17 protein-coding genes are annotated in these 22,973 nt (G+C 38.2%); 13 read left to right on the top strand and 4 right to left on the bottom strand.

Going from position 1 to position 22,973, the window contains the following annotated elements; all coding sequences use genetic code 11:
* The first annotated feature begins 95 nt into the window (after window positions 1-95).
* The 11 genes from B176_RS20030 to B176_RS0100790 all read left to right on the top strand — a co-directional run bounded on the left by B176_RS20030 (window position 96) and on the right by B176_RS0100790 (window position 17,571).
* Window positions 96-1,760: a T9SS type A sorting domain-containing protein gene (locus B176_RS20030; protein WP_017256861.1), complete on the top strand. Its 1,665-nt coding sequence runs from the start codon at window positions 96-98 to the stop codon at window positions 1,758-1,760.
* Between the two features lie 213 nt (window positions 1,761-1,973).
* Entirely contained in the window at window positions 1,974-3,767 is a 1,794-nt protein-coding gene (locus tag B176_RS18735; RefSeq protein ID WP_017256862.1) for a family 10 glycosylhydrolase, read from the top strand.
* A gap of 45 nt (window positions 3,768-3,812) precedes the next feature.
* The gene (locus B176_RS0100750) at window positions 3,813-5,390 is read left to right on the top strand and encodes a T9SS type A sorting domain-containing protein (protein ID WP_017256863.1); all 1,578 of its coding nucleotides are present in this window, start codon (window positions 3,813-3,815) and stop codon (window positions 5,388-5,390) included.
* A 149-nt stretch (window positions 5,391-5,539) separates the two neighbouring features.
* A complete protein-coding gene (locus tag B176_RS0100755) occupies window positions 5,540-8,563 on the top strand; it encodes a SusC/RagA family TonB-linked outer membrane protein (protein ID WP_026063069.1) in 3,024 nt (1,007 codons plus the stop codon).
* Window positions 8,564-8,573: 10 nt separating this feature from the next.
* Window positions 8,574-10,094, top strand: a complete 1,521-nt coding sequence (locus tag B176_RS18740; protein WP_017256865.1) for a SusD/RagB family nutrient-binding outer membrane lipoprotein — start codon at window positions 8,574-8,576, stop codon at window positions 10,092-10,094.
* Between the two features lie 5 nt (window positions 10,095-10,099).
* Window positions 10,100-10,864: a hypothetical protein gene (locus B176_RS0100765; RefSeq protein ID WP_026063070.1), complete on the top strand. Its 765-nt coding sequence runs from the start codon at window positions 10,100-10,102 to the stop codon at window positions 10,862-10,864.
* A gap of 9 nt (window positions 10,865-10,873) precedes the next feature.
* Window positions 10,874-12,496 carry a PKD domain-containing protein gene (locus B176_RS0100770; RefSeq protein ID WP_161603002.1) on the top strand — a complete coding sequence of 541 codons (1,623 nt, stop codon included), beginning with the start codon at window positions 10,874-10,876 and terminating at the stop codon, window positions 12,494-12,496.
* A gap of 56 nt (window positions 12,497-12,552) precedes the next feature.
* On the top strand, window positions 12,553-13,596 hold the full coding sequence (locus B176_RS20035) for a glycosyl hydrolase family 18 protein (protein ID WP_017256868.1): 1,044 nt from the start codon (window positions 12,553-12,555) through the stop codon (window positions 13,594-13,596).
* A gap of 38 nt (window positions 13,597-13,634) precedes the next feature.
* Entirely contained in the window at window positions 13,635-15,155 is a 1,521-nt protein-coding gene (locus tag B176_RS0100780; protein WP_154647847.1) for a glycoside hydrolase family 10 protein, read from the top strand.
* Window positions 15,156-15,254: 99 nt separating this feature from the next.
* Window positions 15,255-16,073 carry an N-acetylmuramic acid 6-phosphate etherase gene (murQ, locus tag B176_RS0100785; protein WP_017256870.1) on the top strand — a complete coding sequence of 273 codons (819 nt, stop codon included), beginning with the start codon at window positions 15,255-15,257 and terminating at the stop codon, window positions 16,071-16,073.
* Window positions 16,074-16,083: 10 nt separating this feature from the next.
* Window positions 16,084-17,571 carry a sodium:solute symporter gene (locus B176_RS0100790; protein WP_017256871.1) on the top strand — a complete coding sequence of 496 codons (1,488 nt, stop codon included), beginning with the start codon at window positions 16,084-16,086 and terminating at the stop codon, window positions 17,569-17,571.
* Between the two features lie 77 nt (window positions 17,572-17,648).
* Here the strand turns inward: B176_RS0100790 and B176_RS0100795 are convergent, their stop codons facing one another.
* From B176_RS0100795 to B176_RS0100810, 4 genes are all read right to left on the bottom strand, one after another.
* Window positions 17,649-18,392 (bottom strand): DeoR/GlpR family DNA-binding transcription regulator, encoded by a 744-nt coding sequence (locus tag B176_RS0100795; RefSeq protein WP_017256872.1) that lies wholly within the window; start codon window positions 18,390-18,392, stop codon window positions 17,649-17,651.
* A 169-nt stretch (window positions 18,393-18,561) separates the two neighbouring features.
* On the bottom strand, window positions 18,562-19,368 hold the full coding sequence (locus B176_RS0100800; protein ID WP_017256873.1) for a TPM domain-containing protein: 807 nt from the start codon (window positions 19,366-19,368) through the stop codon (window positions 18,562-18,564).
* The gene (locus B176_RS0100805) at window positions 19,368-19,796 is read right to left on the bottom strand and encodes a TPM domain-containing protein (protein ID WP_017256874.1); all 429 of its coding nucleotides are present in this window, start codon (window positions 19,794-19,796) and stop codon (window positions 19,368-19,370) included. Before B176_RS0100805 ends, B176_RS0100800 begins: the two co-directional genes overlap by 1 nt.
* Before the next feature lie 76 nt (window positions 19,797-19,872).
* On the bottom strand, window positions 19,873-20,451 hold the full coding sequence (locus tag B176_RS0100810) for a LemA family protein (RefSeq protein ID WP_017256875.1): 579 nt from the start codon (window positions 20,449-20,451) through the stop codon (window positions 19,873-19,875).
* Window positions 20,452-20,539: 88 nt separating this feature from the next.
* Here B176_RS0100810 and B176_RS0100815 point away from each other — a divergent pair, with 88 nt between their 5' ends.
* Both B176_RS0100815 and B176_RS0100820 read left to right on the top strand, forming a co-directional pair.
* Window positions 20,540-22,105 carry an NAD(P)/FAD-dependent oxidoreductase gene (locus B176_RS0100815; RefSeq protein ID WP_017256876.1) on the top strand — a complete coding sequence of 522 codons (1,566 nt, stop codon included), beginning with the start codon at window positions 20,540-20,542 and terminating at the stop codon, window positions 22,103-22,105.
* A gap of 24 nt (window positions 22,106-22,129) precedes the next feature.
* Entirely contained in the window at window positions 22,130-22,492 is a 363-nt protein-coding gene (locus B176_RS0100820) for a CoA-binding protein (protein WP_017256877.1), read from the top strand.
* Window positions 22,493-22,973 lie beyond the last annotated feature (481 nt).

Below are 22,973 nucleotides of genomic sequence, written 5' to 3' on the forward strand. Positions count from 1 at the left end.
ATGGCAGAGTACGTTTTATTGAAAAGAGAATTAGGGTGCTTTAAGCACATAATATGTAAACAACCAATTATTAATTAACCATTTAAATTAAAATTATGAAACAAAAATTTTTACTTATTTTATTATTAGCCTTTGTTGGCCTAGGTGCAAGCGCTCAAAGTTTTACCAATAATTGGGAAATAAGCGCAGGTAATGCTGCTTATCCTTGGCTTAGTGCGACTGTCGGCACTGTTAACGGACTTGCATATAATCCTATAACCAAAAAGCTATATGTGGCTGAGAGAGGCGTCGGTGTTAATATTATAAACCCAGCAACTGGTGCTGTGCAAGTCAGCCCTTTACCTTCGACCCTAGATAAAGGTGGTGCTACAGGGCTTTTTTTTACAAAAATTGCTGTAACCGCTACTGGTGAGATATTTGCAACCTCCGTAAATACCGCTGGAAAATGTGATATTTATTATTGGACTGATGAAACAGCTGAGCCGGTAAAAATTAGTGATGATATTCCCACTAGCGAATGGGCGATAACGGGCGGTGAAAGATCTGGCGATACATTTGCAGTGAGCGGATCTGGAGCTAATGTGGTGTTGTATGTAGGTGGACTTAAGGCTCTAAATGTCAAAGTACTCGTGAAAAACCCAACCACGCATAAGTTTGAAATAAATAAAACTATAGAATTAGACGGAACCAAACAAGGTTATGCGGCCGGTGGTATTTCACCTGAATCTCCGGATACAAAATCAAATATCTGGGTGAGTGGTTTTTATGGGACTACTAATTATCAAATCCGAAAGTATGATGTAAGCAATGGCGCTAGTATTGCAGAGCTAGCTGATGGCGGATTGGATGCTACTACAGGCGTTCCAGCTGCCAATTCCATCAGTAAAAAGTTTTTAGCGGTAAAGCATTTTCAAATAGGTACCAAAAAATTCTTAGCTGTAACAGGGGCTTATTATGAGTATAAGGCTCCGCCAAATACTGTTGCTCCTACTGGAGAAGAGTTGGCTTTACATATCTATGATATTACTAATGCTCCTTCCGTAGTGTCGTTTATTGCTGGAACAAAGTTAACAAACACTCCAATCAATAGTAATGTTGTGGCTGCTGCGGATGTTGATTTCAAAAAGACAGTGAATGTTGATGGAAGTATAGATCTACAGTTTTTTCAATTAATACCCAGAAACGGTTTTGCGTCACACACTATCACGTTTAATGCAGACGGTACTTTGCCTGTTTCTCTTTCATCGTTTAACGCTTCTTTAGTAAATAATCAAAGTCAGCTCAATTGGTCAACCGCTTCAGAAAGCAATAATGCCGGTTTCGAGATTGAAAGCAGTACAGACGGAATATCTTTTAATAAAATCGGGTTTGTGGCTTCAAAATCATCAAATAGCAGTAGCAAATTAAGTTATACTTTTAACGATAAATTAGCTTCAACTGGTATAACGTACTACCGCTTAAAGCAATTAGATTTAGATGGAAAGTTCGCTTATTCCGATGTTAAATTTATCAATAACCAAATTCTAATTAAAGGTATAACCATATCTCCAAATCCAACTACCGACGTTATTGAAGTTAATGGTTTGAATATGGATGGCGTAACTTTTGGTTTATTTACTGCAAATGGCGCAAAATTAAACACTAAAGGTTTGGTAGAGGGTAATAAACTATCTATGGCAGGCTTAAAAGCTGGAATCTATATTTTGAAAGTTTCTAAAAATGGCCAGTTATTACAAACAACTAAAGTTGTAAAGAATTAGGTTAGCCAAATAAGAAAGTACTTCTAGCTTTTCTAAAGCAGGAACAACAAAACCTCAAGATATAATCTTGGGGTTTTGTTGTTTTAACTTAATTTTTCTTTTGATAATTTCAGGCATCGCGATGCTGGTTTTTACGTTTTTTAAATTTAAACTTGCATATTATTGCTATTTTAGATTTATTATTCTTATACTTACACTATAAACCAATTATTTATGAAGTCAAGTGTAATCCTGTGCGCATTGATTTTTACGCTTAATTTTAATCTAAAGGCACAAGATAGCCCTAAGAGAGAACTGCGTGGCGCCTGGATAGCTACATTTTCTAATATTGATTGGCCCATAAAAACACAAACGCCTCAACAGCAAAAAAACGCATTTATAGATATTTTAAATCACCACCAAGCTACCGGTATAAATGCGGTGTTTGTACAAATCCGTAGTCAATGCGATGCTTTTTATCCAAGCGAATTAGAACCTTGGTCGGCAGATTTAACTGGTAAGCAAGGAGTGGCTCCCTCTCCATATTGGGATCCTTTAACGTTTATGATTGCCGAATGCCACAAAAGAAATATGGAGTTTCATGCTTGGTTGAACCCTTACAGGGCAATAAGTTCTGTTGCAAACCTCAGTTCTTTTTCTGCAAATCATGTAGCAAAGCAACACCCAGATTGGCTAATTACTTCTGGTAATTTAAGAACCTTAGACCCTGGATTACCGGCGGTGCGTACCTATATTTTGGAGGTTATCAAAGATATTGTTAATCGCTACGACGTGGATGGTGTTCATTTTGACGATTATTTTTACCCAAACAGTGCTTTCAGTGATGATCAAACTTTTGCAAATTTTTCACGAGGATTTACCAACAGGGACGATTGGAGAAGAGATAATGTCAATATTTTAATAAAAAATACTTATAGCGCCATCAATTTGTTAAAACCCTGGGTGAAATTTGGCGTTTCTCCCTCGGGGATTTATAGGAATAGTACTAACCCGGATATTGGAACTCCAACATCCGGATTAGAGCATTATAATTCCCTTTATGCCGACTCAAAGAAATGGATTGCAGAAGGCTGGGTGGATTATTTGGCACCACAGATTTATTGGTACAGAGGGCAAGCAAATGCCGATTACAGTAAAATTACACCTTGGTGGAATAATAATGCTTATGGTCGGCATATATATATCGGTCAGGCCGGATACAAAGTAAATGACGCCACGCAAGGTAGCCAATGGTTGGTGGCGGCAGAAATTCCAAATCAGGTAAGATTAAATAGGCAATCGCAGTACAGTAACCTTAAAGGTCAAGTTATTTATAATACAAAAAGTTTACTGGCAAACAACAACAAAGCATTTAGAGATTCTTTAAAACTAAATGTTTACAATAAGCTTTCCCTAATACCAATCATGCCTTGGAAAGACAATGTTGCGCCAGCATCTCCAACAGCTTTAATTGGAAATAAATACGGACAAGATTCGCTGGTTTTAACATGGACTGCCCCGCCAGCTGCCATCAGCGAATTTGATAAAGTAAAAGCTTATGTGGTCTACAAATCTGCGAATGCAAAAATTGATACGCTAAGCAATGTAGAAATTATTGCCGTTGTGAACCAACCAAAGTATGTGGATATGCAGTTGGCGAATGGTTACAACTTTCAATATAAAGTAACCGCTTTAGATCGCTTCCATAATGAAAGCCTATCCAGCAATACTATTTCTACTTTAACCACCGCTATTGATGATTTGGAGAGTAGGTCAATAGCTAAAATTATAGTTTATCCAAACCCAAGTACGCAGCATATTACCGTTGAACTGAAAGATTATGCTGCCAATAAAGTTTGGATTCAGATTATTGATATGCAAGGGAAGGTTCGCTTACGTGAAACTTTTAAGCGGAATGTTGAAAACACGTATGTCGTTGATTTTCAGAACAGGTTAAACCCAGGTCAATATATAGTAGCCGTTAAAGGAGAAAATTTTCAAGAACACACCAAAATCATTGTGCGGTAAGGCACATTTTATAAACCAATTATTAATTATTTAAAAATTTACATTATGAGAAAATTATTACTAGCATTTGTCGCTGTTATCGTTGGAGGGTATGCTTACGCACAAGGTCCACTAACTAAAAATTGGGAGGTTAAGGCATTAGTGACAGGATCTCTTGTCGGTACAGCAAGTTTACAAACTACTATAGCCTATAATAGTGTTACTGAAAAGCTTTATTTGCCAGAAAAAAATAATAAGATTAGTATTCTAAAGCCATCCGACGGAACAATTAGTAGTCCGGCAACATTAACAACGTTGTCTGGTGGTGCTTGGGCAGCCAGTTATAAATATAATAAAATTAGAGTAACCACTGCTGGTGTAATTTACGCATGCAACATGACTGTTCCAACAGGACCTACCGCTACCACAACCGCTGGCACTGTATATATTTACCGATGGGGTTCGGAAGCTGACGCAAGCCCAGTTACATCTGCAATATCGGTTATCGGACGAACAGGAGACTCTTTTGCGGTAAGTGGAACTGGCGTAAATACAATCATTTACATAAGTGGTGCGGCTAATCAACTTATATACGTTTGTAAAACAGCAGACGGAACTAACTTCGTTCTAGATCATACAATTACTTTAACTAACCCAGCTGATGCTCGTTCAAGTATTTCCGCGGTTTCAAATTCCTTAACGTCAGATTTGTGGATAAATACCTTGAATGTAGAGGCAAAGCGTATTTCCAGTAACGCAGCAGGAGTGGTAGGGACCACTAGTTCAATTGTAACAGGATTAATTGATCAAAAGTACGCTAACGCAGAGTATATTCAAGAAGGTAGTAGAAAATTTCTAGCAGTTTCAGGAGCTAATGACGCAGTATTGGGGCTAGATTTTAAGTTATATGAAATAACTGATTTTCCAACTCCCAACACTGCCGTGACACTGGTTGGGAGCGGGGTCTTAGCTCCTGCTGCATATACAGCTAATGCAAATGCTTACGCAGATGTAGCTTATAAAAAGAATTTAGATAATACTTATACATTTTTTCATTTAGCTAGCAACAACGGTTTGGCTGCATATACGACAGCATCAGCGCTCCCAGTAACCCTAACCTCTTTTGCAGCATCGTTTACAAACAACCAAAACAGTTTAACTTGGTCAACGGCTAGTGAAAACAACAGTTTAGGTTTTGATGTGGAGAGCAGCACAGACGGTACAGGTTTTAGCAAAATTGGTTTTGTAGCTTCAAAGAATGATGGTAACAGCTCAAGCGCATTAAGCTATGCTTTTCAGGATAAATCAGCAACGGCAGTTACTACTTACTACCGCTTAAAGCAAGTGGATAAAGACGGAAGGTTTGAATACTCAGGTATCAGATCGGTTAAGAATCCACTTGTTGACAATCAAAACGTTTTTGCAGTTTATCCAAACCCAACTACAGATTACGTAGAAATTGCTGGTGCAAATACAGATGGAGTTACTATTCAGTTATTTACCACGATGGGAAAAGAAGTTAATATCAGCAATTTGTTGCAAGGAAATCGTTTAGATATGACGAGTTTAAATGCGGGTATTTACGTATTAAGAATAAGTGAAAATGGTCAATTACTTCAAACAAGCAAACTGGTGAAGAAATAGTAGCTCGTTAAAATCATATTATTGCGCTTTTATACAGATAAAAAATATAATCTGCATAAAAGCGCAATATGTTAGAAATATTTCATATCTTGTTTCTATAACCAATTGTTGGCCTCGCCAAATCAAAATTATTAACCAAAATCTGAATTATGAGATTAAGACTAATTGCACTGGCTTTTGGACTCTTGTTGTTTTCAATGCAGCTTTTTGCTCAAGAAAAAACTGTGACAGGAAAAGTAACTGCTACTGACGATGGCTTTCCAATTCCGGGTGTTACGGTATCCGTAAAAGGAAGTGCAAAGGCAACGCAAACAAGTATAGACGGACTTTATTCTATTTCGGCTCCCGCAAATGCTACCTTACTCTTCACATTTATAGGGATGAAAGCCGAGGAACGGGTAGTGGGCTCCACTTCCGTGATCAATGTTGCACTTTCGCAAGATGCAAAATCCTTAAATGAAGTAGTGGTTACAGCTTTAGGGATTGAAAGAGATAAGCGAACCTTAACTTATTCTGTGCAAACAGTAAAAGGAGATGATTTACGGGATGCAAATCAGTCAAATATCATCAACGGTTTACAGGGCCAGATTGCCGGTGCGCAGATCACATCGGCAGGGGGCTCACCTGGTTTACCTTCAGAAATAATTTTGAGAGGTGTTTCTTCTTTAACGGGAGATAACCAGCCATTAATGATTGTAGATGGTATTCGGGTAAGTAATGCATCATCTGATGGTACAATTAACAGACTGGCAGATTTTAATCCAGAGGATATTGCAGATATATCTATCCTTAAAGGAGCAGCAGCAGCAGCGCTTTACGGTATTGATGCCGCGTCTGGAGCAATAATTATAACTACCAAAAAAGGTAAAAAGGGGGCCATCCAAATTAACGGAGGCTTTAAGTCGTTTTTAGAAACTGTAGGTAAAACACCTAATCAGCAAAAGTTGTTCACTACTGGATTAGGAGGTGTATATGACGGAAGTTCTACATCATCTTGGGGTCGTAAGTTTAGGTATGATGAAGAGATACACGATAACATCAACAGATTTTTTGATACCGGTTTAATTAACGATGTTAATTTGAATGTTAACGGCGGTACAGACAATTACAATTATTACATGTCTGGAAACTATAGAGACGGTTCATCAATTATCCCAAACACAGGGTCTGATAAATTGTCTTTTTTATTAAAAGGGTCGGCTAAACTGGCTAAAAACCTAGAGTTAGGCGCTTCTGCAAATTACATCAACAACAATATCAAAGAAGGTATTGTGGGTGGTTCATCTGGTGGTTATGCAAACAGCATTTATATGTATCCGTTGCGTTTTGATATCTTAAACTATCAGCAACCAAACGGATCGCCTATTTATGAGTACTATAACAAAACCGGATCAGACGAAACCGTAATTATTTCGCCAATGTGGAATGTGATGAAAAATCCACGAAACACTTCTACTCAACGTATTGTAGTAAACAGTAACTTGAATTATACAGTTAACGACTGGATAAACCTTTCTTACAGAGTTGGTCAGGATTTTTACAACCAAGCATTTGCTAACATCACTGTAGAAGGCACACCTAACTATATGAACGGCCGCCTTAGAGAAACTAAGGGAAATTACAAATACATTACCAACATATTCAACAGTACTTTTGATAGAAAACTTACCAAAGACTTAAGGGCAACGTTAATTCTTGGAGGTTCATCAGAATATTACGAGGCTAAAACCAATGCCTTTACCGGAGAAAACTTTATTGTTCCCGGGATTTATAGTGTAAACAATATCGACAGAAATAATTTAACAGTTACCGAGGGCTATCCAAGAAGAAGACGTTACGCTACTTATGGTGATTTCAAGTTAGATTATATGAATATGTTGAGCATTGGAGTAACGGGTAGAAACGATTGGACTTCTACACTATCTAAAGCTAACAGATCATTTTACTCACCTTCTTACTCAGGTAGTTTCACCTTCTCAGAATTGTTTGAGAATAGAAATAATTGGTACGGTAAGTTAAGAGCGAGTTACGCAAAAGTAGGTAAGGATGCGCCAATTTATAGAACCAATACCAACTTGGTACAGTTTCAAGGCGTAGGTGGTGGTTACCAAAATGACCCAACGGGTGGTAACGTAGATTTAGTTCCAGAAACTACCAGAGAAAAAGAGATTGGCGCTGAGTTTAAGTTGTTCAATAACAGGTTAAGTATAGAGGCAGCCTACTATGATAAAGAAAGTAGCGACCAGATTGTTACTGCTAGAGTGCCTTTAACAACAGGCTTTGTGATTAAAGCGTTTAACGCTGGTAGGTTGAGGAACAGAGGGTTTGAACTGTCATTAAACGGAAGCCCAATAAAAACGAAAGATTTCAATTGGAACATGACTTTGAATGCTTGGAAAAACTCTTCTAAAATGTTGGAATTCCCCGGACAGATAACTGTTTTCCCTTACACTTTTGGTCAGCCTTATACTGCTGCCATCGCAGGATCTATGTTAGATATGCCGGTATTAGGCATAATCGGAACTGATTATCAAAAAAATGATGACGGCTATACGGTAATTGACCAAACAGGCTATCCGGTGATTAATTCACAAAATTCACAGCTATATATCGGAAACAGAGAACCTAAATTTAACATCGGGCTTTTGAATAAGTTCAATTATAAAGACTTTTCATTGTCGTTTCTTTGGGATTTCAGATTTGGAGGGGATGTGTATAATGCAACCCGTTTAGGTATGATATCTAGAGGAATATCTGAGGATGTTGGAAACTATAGAGATAAAATGTACGTTTTTAATGGTGTAGTACAGCAAACAGATGGTTCTTATATTAAGAACACCAAAGAGGTTGCTATGGATTATGCTTTCTTTACCAACAGATATACGCCAGTAGGTTCAAATTTTATCGAAACGGTAAACTGGGCTAGAGTTAGATATATCACTTTAGGTTACTCGGTACCTAAAAAAGTAGCCGAAAAACTTAGGGTAGGTAGATTAAGTGTGGAGTTATCTGCTCAGAACCCTATTTTAATTACCAACTACTCTGGCGGAGATCCAGAAGTAAACAGCGCTGGTCCTAATGCAGGCGGTGGCGGCGGTAGTACAATGGGCGTTGATTTTGGAAATATCCCAATCTCCAGAACCTACTCATTAGGCTTATCAGTTGGATTTTAATTAGCGAGATATGAAAAATATACTAAAATCAATTTCAGTTTTATTGCTGGCATTAACGTTAACAACGTCATGTTCTAAACTTGATATCAATGTTAATCCGGTAAACCCCGTAACATCGCCAACAAACCTAAGGTTGCCTGCAATTTTAGGAAATATGGCGTATCATAATTATTCTCACGCTCGTTTTTCATCGTACCATTCTTATTATATGACCACTAGGTTAAGCAATACAAGAATTGAGTCTTTGTTAGACTATAATGGTGTAACCCGTTTAGGAGCATGGAGATGGCATTATTTCGATGTAGGAAGTAATTGCAAAGGGTTAATTGAGACTGCTGAAAGAGAAGGCTCCTTTAACTACATGGGTGTAGGCAAAATTATGTTGGCCTACTCTTACCTAACCGCAACAGATTCATTTGGCGATATGCCTTTCGGCGAAGCATACAGTGGAAGTTTTAACCCAGTTTATGACTCGCAACAGAAGGTTTATGAAGGTATTGCTAAATTACTGGATGATGGTTTGGCTGACCTTGCGAAAGCAACACCTACAGATAAAGCGATGAATGCAACGTCTGACTTAATTTTTGCGGGAAACTTAACGAAATGGGCAGCATTTGCCAAAGCTGTAAAAGCTAGAATGTATTTGCACACGGCCAACTTTGACAATGGTTACGATCGTCTGTTGACAACCGTTAACGATGCACTCACAAATTTCGACGATGCTATTTTTAACTATCCAACAGGAGCTACCCGCGAGTGGGAAATGAATCTTTGGGGTCCACAGGTAGCCAGTCCAGAGTGGAATTTTGCTGATATCAGAAATAGTTTGGTGGAGTCAATGCACACAGACTTTTTTATGAATTACTTAACAGTAAATCAGGCAGGTTTAGAGTATGACCCAAGATTGTTTAAACTAACAACGCCAGGCGCCAACAATAAATACTTATCAGCGAAGGCATCTGAGGGGATATCCACATTAGGTTTGCCAACTGGTACAACAATGGCAGATTTTGCAAATCTTTACAATGGTTTTTGGACAAAAAACGACTCTCCATTGCCTTTTATACTTAAAGAAGAGCTTTACTTTATTAAAGCAGAGGCAGCTTTTTATAAGCAAGATCTAACAACAGCACATGCTGCTTACAAATTAGGGATACAGACAAACCTGAAAAGATTGGGTGTTTCAGATGCTGATATTACAGCTTACATGACTACTTCAAAAGTTGTTGCTGACCCAACTGCATTAAAAATTAGTGATATCATGATGCAAAAGTACGTGGCTTTGTATCTACAGCCAGAAACTTGGGTTGATATGCGTAGATACGGATATAGCGCTACTGCTTATCCAGGCATCTACTACCCAAAAAATGCTTTGGCAGAATGGCAGGGAAGAAACATACAAAGACTTCCGTATGATAGACAGACAGAATATATATACAATCCAAAGGAGATAGCAAGATTAGGCGCTGATGCCAGAAATTGGGTATTTACACCGGTGTGGTGGGCAGATCAGTCACAACTAAAAAATTAAGAGGTATGAGATTTTATAAAACATTTTTAATTGCAGGGTTTGCAATAACCATGTTGTCTTGTAAAAAGGAGAGTCCAATTGTGGATTTGGGTAGTGCTTTAGAAAATAATGCACACCGAGCTTCATTAAGAGTGACACTAAACAACAGAGCGCCAGCTATTGGCGATTCCATTATTCTAACTGCGTCTACTTGGCATATTAGCGACAAGATTGATAAGGTCGAATTTTCGGAAACAGTAGTAGAAAAATACGCCGTAAATCTGAAACTAAATAATACAACCCTTAGTTCTTTTGTAGATGATGTGCCGGTTTATATTGTGTTAGACTCTTTAGAGAAAGAAAAGATTTACAAAACAGTTTCAAGCCAAAATAACGAGTTAGGTAAGTATTTTGAAACACTTTCAGACGCTTACGTAATCCGAGATGTTTACAAAAAATTTATGCCGAGAGATGTTAAAAATGCTGATTTAATCAATGCTTTATCAGATGAAGGTTTTGCATCGCTTAAAAGTCTGTTGGCTTTAAAAATCAACGTTTTGGATTATAAAGCGTTATTTCCAACAGCACCTGCTTCAGATATTAGCGGTGCGGTACTAAGTGCTGCCGGCAAAGCAAACTTAAACAGCAACCTTACAAAATCTTTGCTAATTGCTAATGCTTTGCAAACAGCAACCAAAAAAGGTTCTTTGATTGTGAGTTTAAAGGTAAAAGTTACAGCGCAAAATACAGCTACCAATGAAGTCGTGAACGTTTTTCAGGCTAAATACTAAAACATGTTAATGATGAGAAAATATTTATTGTATTTAACAGCAATAGTGTTGCTTGCAGTGGGTTGCAAGCAAGATGAGATTAGCAGAATTACCCCAACAGGAGATTTTGATGTTTATTTTGATTTTCCACAGGGAGAAATTACTGCACCAACTAAACTAATTTTAGTAAACAGGTCTAGGTTTTCCGAGAAGTTTTTATGGAAATTCCCACAGGGAAAAACTTTAAAAGATTCAACCTTATCGGATGTAAGCACAAGCGAAAAGGTAGTTCCTGATACCATTGTTTACAGTTTGCCAGGGACTTATAAAATCACTTTAACTGCATGGCAAAACGGTAAAATGGACTCCATAACTCGAGATATTGTTGTGAAGAAAAGAACACCCTCCATAACAGCGCCTGATAATATCGAAGTTCTCAATAGCTATCAGTTTCTGGCTTCTGCTTTTAAATTCCCAGCAAATCCTATTTCATTCTCTTGGAATTTTGACGAGCCAGGTTTAGTATCAACGGAGCAAAATCCAACTATTGCTTTCCAAAGAGAAGGTCTTCATACCATCACACTAACAGTTAACGATGGAGAAGAAACGCTTGTTGTTACAAAAATTGTTGAGGTAAAAGGAGAACTGGCAAAGAGCCTTTACTTTACTGATGCGGTGAGCCAAAAAATTTACAGACTTAGTTTTGCGCAGAACGCGGTAGTGCAGCAAACCACCATGTCAACCACGCTTCACCCTTTATCTATCAGTGTGCATAATAACAGAATTTATGTTGTAGAAACGGGGAAAGGTTTAAGATTTAGCTCTGGCGTAAACGCAGCCGCTGATGGCAGCATCACATCTTATGATATTAATGGATCTAATCCAGTTGTTTTAACAAAATCTTCTGTTTCTGTGGGTACAGTGGACTATAGAAACGATCCTTGGATGCATACGTTTGATGGTAGTGGAAATATTTGGTTTACCGAGAGAAACGGTGGCGTAAGAACCTTACCTACTGCTGCGGTTGATGTTCCGTATCCATTGTCGAAATTTGCATTAACTGCGGCAAATGCTGGAGTATCTACCGCAACCTATTTTGATGGTGGCTTGGAGTTCGTAAATAACGAGCTTTGGTTGTCAAAAACAGGAACCACTGGCAAGGGAATCTGGAGATTTAATACAGATGGAACGTTTGTTGCCCCACTTGGCGGTAGTATCATGAATTATGCAATCAGAACGTTTGTGGTAGACCAGGTTCATCAGAAAATATACTTTGCGGTTAACGTTGGCGCTTTTGGGTTGTACCGAGCAGATATTGATGGAAACAATGTAGTGGCCGTTGATAATGGGGCAAGTATGCAAATTGATGCAAATGGATTTTCGCTAGAAGGTTCAGATAACGAGCGGATATACATTACCGGCTTGGCCTTAAATTTAGATACATCATTACCTTCTGGCGGTAATTTGTATTTCGGTTATAGAAGTGATTTAGACATCACAGGTGATCCCAATGCTCCAACTATAAAGAAAAACCCAGCTGTTAATTCAGGTGTCAAAGTTTACCCATTGGACGGTAGTAGTGCTCCAAAATTCATTGAAGCAACAAAAGGCTATGCGCCCTATGGTATTGCTGTAGATAATGTTAGAAGATAGGTATTAGTTTAAGAGGCTGTTTTAAATAACAGCCTCTTGATATAAATTAAGATTTTATGAAAAAGATATTCTTACTAGGGTTTTTAGGTCTCGTTTTGCTTCAAGCATGTGAAAAAGACGTAGCAGTAGTACCCGAAAATTACAATACCGGTGCAGTTAGAACAAAGCCAACTACACCTTATGTATCAAACACAGCATTTAAAATAGTTGCTTATTACGCAGAAGGCCGAGAGCCGGATTCAATTGGTGTAGAAAAATTTAAAATGATTACCCATTTACACTATGCTTTTGCGTACCCTAACGCTAATGGAACCATAAAGGCAATTACTAAACCTGCTAACTTCGAAAAAATGAGAAAGTTGGCTAAGGATAACGGCGTTAAGTTTGGAGTTTCAATTGCTGGCGTATCGGCGGCGGAAAAGGAAAACTATGAAACAATCATGAAAGATCCTTCGTTGAGAGCAACATTTATCACCAATGTGGTGAATTTTGCCGTAACCAACGATTTAGACGGGATTGATATTGATTGGGAATACCCAAGCGCAAACTTAGGAAACCAAATAACCTACGAAGCTTTTATGAAAGCGCTTTCTGTAGAATTGCATGCGTGGCATAAATATTTGAGCGCTGCTGTAACTGCCGGCGTTTACGCTGGAGGTATTAGAGACGGAGTTACACTTGGAGCCGTAGAAGCAATGGATTTTGTAAACCTAATGGCTTATGATGGTGCAGGTTATCGCTCAGACCCTAACCACGCTTCTATGTTTTTAACGGAGGATGTGGTTGCTTATTGGGTAAACCAAAAAGGAATTCCGAAAGAAAAAGCAGTTGTAGGGATACCAGCTTATGGTAAAAATGCGGCTAACGCAGCTTTAACCTTTCGCGATTTGCTTTTTCAAGGTGCTGATGCGAACCTAAATTCATTTACTACAACTGGGGGCTCAACATATTACTACAATGGTATACCTTCTGTAAAAGCAAAAGCTCTTTTGTCTAAAGCAAAAGCCAATGGTATAATGTTTTGGGAATTTTATCAAGATGTTAATGGAGATAAATCCTTGTTAAAAGCTACAAACGATGCTTTAGGGAGAGCATATTAAATTAATTCATCACAAATTTTTAAGCTGATTTTTTTATAATGATAAAGAGATATGTTCTTCTTGTGCCTATGTTTTTAGTTTTTTGGGCAACAATTGTAATAGGTCAAACATTGCCAAAACGGGAATTTCGGGCAGTTTGGGTGGCAACGGTTAAAAATATTGATTGGCCTTCTAAATCTGGTTTATCTTCAGAAAAGCAACAACAGGAGTTGATTTCCATTTTAGATGAGCATCAAAAAAACAACATCAATGCTATCTTTTTTCAGATACGCCCTGCGGCAGATGCCTTGTACGCAAAAAGTAAGGAGCCATGGTCTGCAGTATTAAGCGGAAAGCAAGGCGAAGCGCCGAAGCCTTTTTATGACCCATTAGATTTTGCAATTAAAGAAGCACACAAACGTGGAATGGAACTGCATGCTTGGTTAAACCCTTACCGAGCCACAACAGATTCAGATTCGCTATCGCTAAGCAAAAACCATATAACCATAACACACCCAAATTGGGTTTTTAGTTATGAGGGTAAAAAATACTTTAACCCCGCACTGCCAGAAGTTAGAGACTATATTAATGAAGTTGTGATGAACGTGGTAAAACAATATGATATCGATGGAGTACATTTCGATGATTATTTTTATCCTTACCCAGGCAAAAAGCAATTGCCAGATAGTTTAGCGTTTATTGCAAATAAACGCGGACAAAGCAATATCGAAGATTGGCGACGAGAAAACGTTGACTTGCTAATTAAACAAGTTTCGGAGAGCATTCACAAAACTAAAAAGTATGTAAAGTTTGGCGTAAGTCCCTTCGGAATTTGGAGAAATAAAAAAGACGATCCCCGTGGGTCCGATTCTAATGGTTTTTCTGGTTATAGCGCACTTTACGCAGATGTTTACAAATGGGCTAAAAATGGCTGGTTAGATTATGTTAACCCCCAGATTTATTTTCCTTTTGGATACGCTCCTGCAGCCTATGAGAAATTAACGGATTGGTGGGCAGCAAACGCCTTCGGCAAACATGTTTATATCGGCCATGGAATATATCGCCTTGATCAAAAGCTGAACGGTTGGGATAATCCACAACAGCTTCCTAACCAAATCCGTTACCTTAGAAATAACAAAAATATCCAGGGGAGTGTGTTTTTTAGTTCAAAGTCTGTAACCAATAACATGGGCAGTTTTCAGGATTCGCTAAGGCAAAATCTTTATAAAAACACTGCTTTGCCACCAACAATGCCCTGGATAGATAATATACCGCCAGCAGTTCCAATAAAGCTTACGGTAAAAAGAGGCAGTAGTTCTGTATTGTTAAACTGGAAAAAGCCTTTACAAGTTAGAGACGGCGATACTGCTTATGGTTATGTAATTTATAGAACTGTTGCTGCGCATAAGTTAGATATTAACAATCCGCAACAGATCTTAAAAGTGGTTTACAATGATTCGGAATCTTTCGAGGATAAATCTGTGGAGAGAAAAGAGAAATACCGTTATTCAATTACCGCGTTAGATAGAATGAAGAATGAAAGTGGGGCATCTAACCAAGTAAAAGCGAAGACAAAATAAGGGTAGGCTTTAATCGACTATCGTCTAAATCATTTTTAAAAATCAAACAACAATACAAACTAATTCATCAAAAATTTACAATCTTAAATTTAGAACATCATGGATATTACGACAGAAAAAGAGTCGAATTACAACGACCTAGAAAAAATGACTGTCAAAGATATTTTGGTAAATATCAATAAAGAAGACAGCTCCGTAACGGCTGCGGTTGCCAAAGTAATCCCACAAATTGAAGCATTGGCAACCGTTGCTTCGCTACAGATGAAGAAAGGTGGCCGGATGTTTTACATCGGTGCAGGTACCAGCGGACGGCTAGGTGTGCTAGACGCATCAGAATGTCCGCCAACTTTTGGAGTTCCTTTTGATAGAATTGTTGGGATTATTGCAGGTGGAGAAGGTGCTATTAGAAAAGCAGTGGAGTTTGCCGAAGATGATATGGAGCAAGCTTGGAAAGATCTAAAAGAATTTAATATCAATCAAAATGATATTGTGGTGGGTTTGGCTGCATCAGGTACCACGCCTTACGTTATTGGCGGTTTGCGCACAGCTAACAATAATCAAATCACAACCGGCTGTATTGTTTGTAACGCAAGTAGTCCGGTTGCAAAAGAAGCTAAGTATCCTGTAGAAGTGGTTGTAGGTCCTGAGTTTGTGTCAGGTTCAACGCGTATGAAATCTGGTACAGCACAAAAACTAGTACTTAACATGCTCAGCACCTCTGTAATGATACAATTGGGCAAAGTGAAGGGAAATAAAATGGTTGATATGCAATTGACCAATAAAAAGCTGGTAGCCCGTGGCGTTAAAATGATCATGGCAGAAACCGGTGCAGAGGAAGCTATAGCTGCAGATTTGCTGAGAGATTTTGGAAGTGTTAGAAAAGCAATAGATAATTTTAAAAACTATAAAACAGTATAATTTAGCATTTATGTCGCCAATTCTATTGCTCTCTTTTTTAATCATTTACTTTGCTGTCCTTATCGGGATATCCTATTTTACTTCTCGTGGATCATCAGATAATTCTAGCTTTTTTATAGCTAACAGAAATTCGAAATGGTATTTTGTGGCATTCGGGATGATTGGAACGGCACTTTCTGGTGTAACTTTTATATCTGTTCCGGGTGCAGTAGAACAAAGTGCATTTAGTTATTTTCAATTTGTTCTGGGAAATACGGTTGGCTTCGTATTAAATGCCACTGTTTTATTGCCTTTATATTATCGGTTGAACTTGATCTCTATTTATACTTATTTAGAAGAAAGGCTTGGGTTTTGGAGCTATAAATCTGGCTCCATGATATTTTTAATCTCTAGGATTGTAGGTTCTGCTTTTAGGTTATATCTGGTAGCTATAGTGCTCCAGAAATTTATATTTGACGCTTGGAACGTTCCTTTTTGGCTCACCATTGTCATCTGTTTGGTATTAATTTGGTCTTACACTTTTAAGGGCGGTTTAAAAACAATCGTGATAACTGATACATTACAAACGGTTTTTTTATTATCGTCCGTAGTATTGTCCATTTATTTCATCGCCAAAAGCTTAGATTTAAATATTGCCCAAACTTTTGAAACAGTAAAAGAAAGCTCCTATTCGAAAATCTTCTTTTTTGATAACTTCTCAGAAAATAAAAGGCATTTCTTAAAACAGTTTTTAGGAGGTATTTTTATCACCATCGCCATGACGGGTTTAGATCAAGACCTGATGCAAAAGAATTTGAGTTGCAAAAACATCGGCGAAGCACAGAAAAACATGCTCACCTTTACAGGGATATTTGTAGTGATCAATTTATTTTTCTTGAGCGTTGGTGCATTGCTTTACATCTACGCTAATGCAAAAGGAATAGATATTGCTAGTTTGGCAACCCCAGATCATCTTTTTCCAGAAATCGGTTTAAATCATTTAGGTGCTTTCCCGGCAATCGTGTTTATGTTAGGCTTAACAGCCGCTACTTTTGCTACCACAGATTCGGCTTTAACAGCGTTAACCACCTCTTTTTGTGTCGATTTTTTAGGCTTTAATAAAGGAGGAGATTACAATTCTAAAAAACTAATCAATACTAGGCATTTAGTTCATATCGTATTTTCTATACTGATTTTTGGCGTGGTACTGGTTTTTAAAGTAATCAACGATGATTCGGTTGTAAACGCAATTTTTAAAGCAGCAGGTTATACTTACGGACCTTTATTAGGATTGTTCGTCTTTGGTATGATGAACGGCAGAAAGATAAAAGATAGATTGGTGCCCTTTATTTGTCTGCTAGCCCCAATACTCACTTTTATAATCGATATAAATTCCGAAACCTGGTTTGGTTATGCGGTTGGTTTTGAGTTAATTATAATTAATGCATTTATTACAATCTGCTGTCTGTTTTTAATCAGTAGTAAACCAACATTTCCGGCCGTTAATGTTAAGTTTTAACGATGGGTGTGCAGTAAATAAACTGAGCTTGCTCATATAATTTATTCCACAAAAGTAATGTATAGCCCTTGCTATAATTATACAATAGTGATAATATCAGCGTAAGCGTGGAGTTTCTCGTCGTCAGGACTTAACTCTGTAACTAAATAATCTAGCGCATTCAAATCACAAACTTTTAATTTTTGTATGGTATCTAACTTCTCTGCAATGCCAATTAAAGCGGTTTTTGTTGCAGCTTTTACCATTGCTTTTTTTACCTGCACTACTTCCCAATCCGAATCGGTAACTCCATCTTTTAGCGAAAAACTGCTAGAAGTTAACAAGCAAAGGTCAAATTTAATATCAGCTAGTTGACTAATTACTGCCGAACCTACGCTTATCTGTGCATTTTTAGATAAGTTTCCACCCAGCAAAATAACGGTTACATTTGGGTATTCCACCAATTCAATAGCCACTAAAGGACTAACAGTAAAAAATGTACAGGCTAATCTATCCGGAATCATCCTTGCCAATTCAATCATGGTTGTTCCGCCACTTACCAGTACCAGCATGCCATCTTTAATCAGGCTTAAAACTTTTCTAGCAATCTCCTTTTTGCCTTCTTTGGCATATGTATCTGTATCGTGAAATGGATAGTGAAAAGATTTAGATAAAGCGCCTCCATGCACTTTTAGGATTTTTCCAGCATCAGCCAGATCATTTAAATCTCTACGGATTGTATCTTCAGAAACTACCAGTTTCTCACTTAAATCTGAAGATAAAACTTTATTGTGAAGATTGATTTGTTTAATGATATATGCTTGGCGCTCTTCTTTTAACATTGGAGGGAGTGTTTACGATAACAAATATATTAATCGAAACGATAAAACAGAAAAGAAAGTACGTTTATATAAAAGATATAAGTTAGGAAAGAAACCGCAGTGAAAAATTATAAGATTTTAAATACATCTGAACGCTGAAAGCGAATGCTCAACGTTCAGATGTTGAATGTTACCAACTACCGCTAGCTCCGCCACCACCAAAGCTACCACCACCAAATCCTCCAAATCCACCCCCGCCAGATGAGCCGCCGAAACCTCCACCTCCACCAAATCCGCCACTGCTTCTTCCCCCGCTTCCTAAACCTGCGAGTACAGACCACCACATCATGTCCGCCGCACCTCGGCTACCAATTACATTTCTACCACCTCCACCGCCGCCTTTTCCACCTCGTCCAATTAAACTAATCACTACAATTGCAATCAGAATTACAAGTCCAACCGGGAAACCCTTTTCTTTTTTAAGTTTCTTAGTATTGGTGTTTTTGTATTCGCCTTTGGTATAGCTAATAATAGCATCTGTTCCAGCGGTTAAACCAGTGGCATAGTCACCGTTTTTATAGTTGGGTTTTATTTCATTTTCTATAATCCGCTTGGCAATAGCATCAGGTAAAGCACCCTCTATACCGTAACCGGTTTGTATCGTTACCTTTCGGTCGCCAATGGAAGTTAAAACTAAAATTCCTGTATTTTTCTCTTTTCCACCAATTCCCCAGGCTCTTCCTAATTGGTAGGCATAATCTCCAATTTCATATCCATCTAAAGAGGGAATTATAACAACGGAAATCTGTATAGAAGTTGAATCATCAAAAGCGACAAGCTTTTGCTCTAACGCAGCAACTTGGCTACTGTTTAAAGTATTGGTATAATCGTTAACTAATGTAGTTGGCTTGGCCGGGAATTTTTGAGCATAACCTAAGAAAGAAAAAATACTTAAGCATATAAATAGTAGAAAACGTTTCATGTAAAATTCTTTCATCAGTTTAAAAACACAATATCATCCGAAAGTTCATTAGTATCATCGCTACTGTACGGGAAATACCTTTTTAACTGTTTCCCAGCTTCAATAATACCAACACTAATTCCTTCAGCGATATGCTCAATTTTAAATTTTTCCAGCATCAGAGCCTTTGTGCTGTCCCAAAAATCATCAGTAACCAAAGTATTGATTCCCTTATCGCCAATAATGGCAAATTTTTTATCGTCCAGCGCAACATAAACCAAAACCCCGTTTCGCAGTTTGGTAGCCTCCATTTTTAAATCGTGGAAACATTCAACAGCTCTTTCATACGCATCCATATCGCATTTGCTTTCGACGCAAACACGTATTTCTCCACTGGTTGCTTTCTCAGCCCACTCAATAGATTGTTTTATAACATCTTGTTCTTTGTCGCTTAATGAACTCATAAATGTTGTGTCAGGGTAAAAGTCAACAACATGCTACTAACGAAGCTATTTAGTAGCATGTTAAATAAAAAACTATTTAAAACTCAACTTTTGGTGTTTTATCAGCACCGGCTTCAGCAGCGAAAGTTCCTTTTTGTTGGAAGCCGAAAATTCCAGCAAACAAGTTGTTAGGGAACGTTCTAATTTGAGTATTATATTCCTGTACGCTCTGGTTAAAATCTCTTCTCGCAACAGCAATTCTGTTTTCAGTACCCTCTAATTGCGCTTGCAACTCTTGGAAGTTTGCATTGGCTTTTAATTCTGGGTAACGCTCAGAAACAACCATCAACCGTCCTAAAGCCTGGCTAACCTCACCCTGGGCACTTTGAAATTTCTGAATGTTTTCCGGAGTTAGTTTGTTTGGATCAACTTGTATAGATATAGCTTTTGCTCTGGCTTCAATCACCTGTGTTAAAGTCTCTTTTTCAAAATTAGCTGCACCTTTTACAGTATTCACCAAATTCGGGATTAAATCTGCTCTTCTTTGGTATTGGTTTTCAACCTCTCCCCAAGACGCTTTTACTTTTTCATCTAATTTTACAGCTGCGTTATAACCACAAGAGCTTAACGAACCTACAGCAAACAGGGCAATAACCCCTAATAATAGTTTTCTCATTTCAGTTTTAGTTTTTTTCAAAATTTAGCAATAGGACTCAAAATTCATACCTTTGTTACACTTTGGGATAAAAACCCAACATGTTTATATGAAAAAAGAAATTGACCTTGTCATTAGTCCCGATCATATTCTTGATCAAAGCTACATTAAAGCAAGCATTCTACAGCAAGAAAACCTCAAAGATAATCGCCTAAAATATTTTTTAATTCGCAAAAGATCTATTGACGCTCGTAGCAAACATCCCGTTTACAGGCTTAAAGTTGTCCTTTATATAGATGAGAATCCCGAAGTACAACATTTTAGTATCGATTATAAATCAGTAAAAGATGCAAAACAGGTAATCATAATAGGTGCAGGACCCGCAGGTTTGTTTGCCGCATTACGATTAATCGAGTTAGGCTTAAAGCCGATAATTATCGAACGTGGGAAAGACGTGAAAGAACGTCGACGTGATTTGGCAGCCATTAACAAAGACGGAATACTAAATCCCGAATCTAATTATTGCTTTGGCGAAGGTGGCGCAGGAACCTATTCCGACGGTAAACTATATACCCGTTCAGATAAAAGAGGCGATGTAAACAAAATGCTGGAGATTTTTGTTGCTCACGGCGCTACTGAGGATATTTTAGTAGATGCCCGTCCGCACATCGGCACTAACAAACTGCCGCAGATCATTACTGCAATTAGAGAAACTATCCTAAATGCCGGTGGTGAAGTGCATTTCAATACCAAGTTGATTGATCTTGAAATTAAAAACCAGACTTTTAAAACCGCAATAACCGATAAAGGTAATTTCGAAGGCGAGGCGCTTATTTTGGCAACAGGCCATTCCGCTAAAGATATTTATCAACTATTACATCAGAAAAGCATTTTATTAGAAGCGAAACCTTTTGCTTTAGGCGTTCGTATTGAGCATCCACAGTATATTATAGATCAAGCCCAATATAATGCAAAAGAACGTCATCCAAATCTTCCACCATCCTATTATAGCTTGGTAACTCAGGTAGAAGACCGAGGTGTTTTCTCTTTTTGCATGTGCCCAGGAGGAATTATAGCACCCTGTTCCACAGAAGCAAACGAGATTGTGGTAAACGGTTGGAGCCCTTCAAAGCGGAATAATCCATACGCCAATTCCGGAACCGTGGTTCAAATTAATTTTGACGACGTTCCAGGAAAAGATGATGATCCGTTCAGGTTATTAAATTTTCAATCACAGATTGAGCAGAGCGCTTTTACCGCTGGAGGAGGGAATTTGAAAGCACCCGCACAACGCATGGTTGATTTCGTTAATCAGAAAACTTCAAATGATTTACCAGACAATTCCTATTTACCAGGCTTAACCTCCGCTGATTTATACCAAGTCTTACCTGCTTTTGTTGCGAAACGTTTGCAGAAAGCTTTACCAACCTTCGGCAATAAAATGCCAGGTATTTACGGGAACAACGGATATTACACAAATGAGGCAATCTTAGTAGGCGTCGAATCCCGCACTTCATCACCAATTCGTATCCCTCGAGACAAAATAACCCTGCAGCACCCGCAAATAAAAGGACTTTTCCCCTGTGCAGAAGGCGCAGGTTATGCAGGTGGCATTATTTCTGCAGCAATCGACGGTGAAGCCTGTGCAAATGCGATTTTTAAATCTCTAAATTAAACTCATATAGTAAACCATAATAGTATGAAAAAGAAAACATTAATAATCGGTGCGACACCAAATCCAGAGCGTTACGCATACAAAGCTGCTCACAAATTGGTGCAACACGACCACCCTATTATAAATGTAGGTGTTAAAAAGGGCGAGGTTGCAGGTTTTCCTATTGAAAAGCCATCGCAGATTCATACAGACGTCGACACCATTACTTTATACCTCAACCCAACCAATCAAAAAGAACTGTATCAATATATTTTAGACACCAAGCCTAAACGTATTATTTTCAACCCAGGTACAGAAAATCTAGAATTAGCTCACAAAGCCGAAGCACAGGGTATAGAAACCTTGGAGGCCTGTACCTTGGTGCTACTATCAATTAACCAATACTAGTTGTTATATCAACTGGTTTCTTAGAAATTTGCTTTTAGCTGATTTCCCCAGAAAAACAGCGTTCCGTTTTCCATGGCAGCTGGCAGCCGCGCTGTCCATTCATACTGCACCCCAACGCTCACACCCACAACACAGCTTTAGGCGCAGTCCGAAGCACACATACCGACCGCTCAGGCCGGTATCCATTTCCATCCCGTTTATCAACAGCATTCCATCCATTGAGCCAGGATCCCCGTCGTTCCGGCAGTACAGAATTCCCATTCATATAATATATATGAACGGTCTCGAATCTATGGTGTTCTCCAGAGCACTACGTTGGATTATTGCCCACAACCACCCTTTAGCCCAGCGTTTCCTTCCTCTTTACATTTCTGTTAAAAAAAAAAACGTACAGATACAGAGCAAGTTACAGCAAAAGGATAAAAAATCAAGAAATAAACCCGTTCATCTCTTGCGGGATAAATAAAAAAGCCACACCTTT

The sequence above is a fragment of the Pedobacter arcticus A12 genome (assembly GCF_000302595.1).
GTDB lineage: Bacteria > Bacteroidota > Bacteroidia > Sphingobacteriales > Sphingobacteriaceae > Pseudopedobacter > Pseudopedobacter arcticus.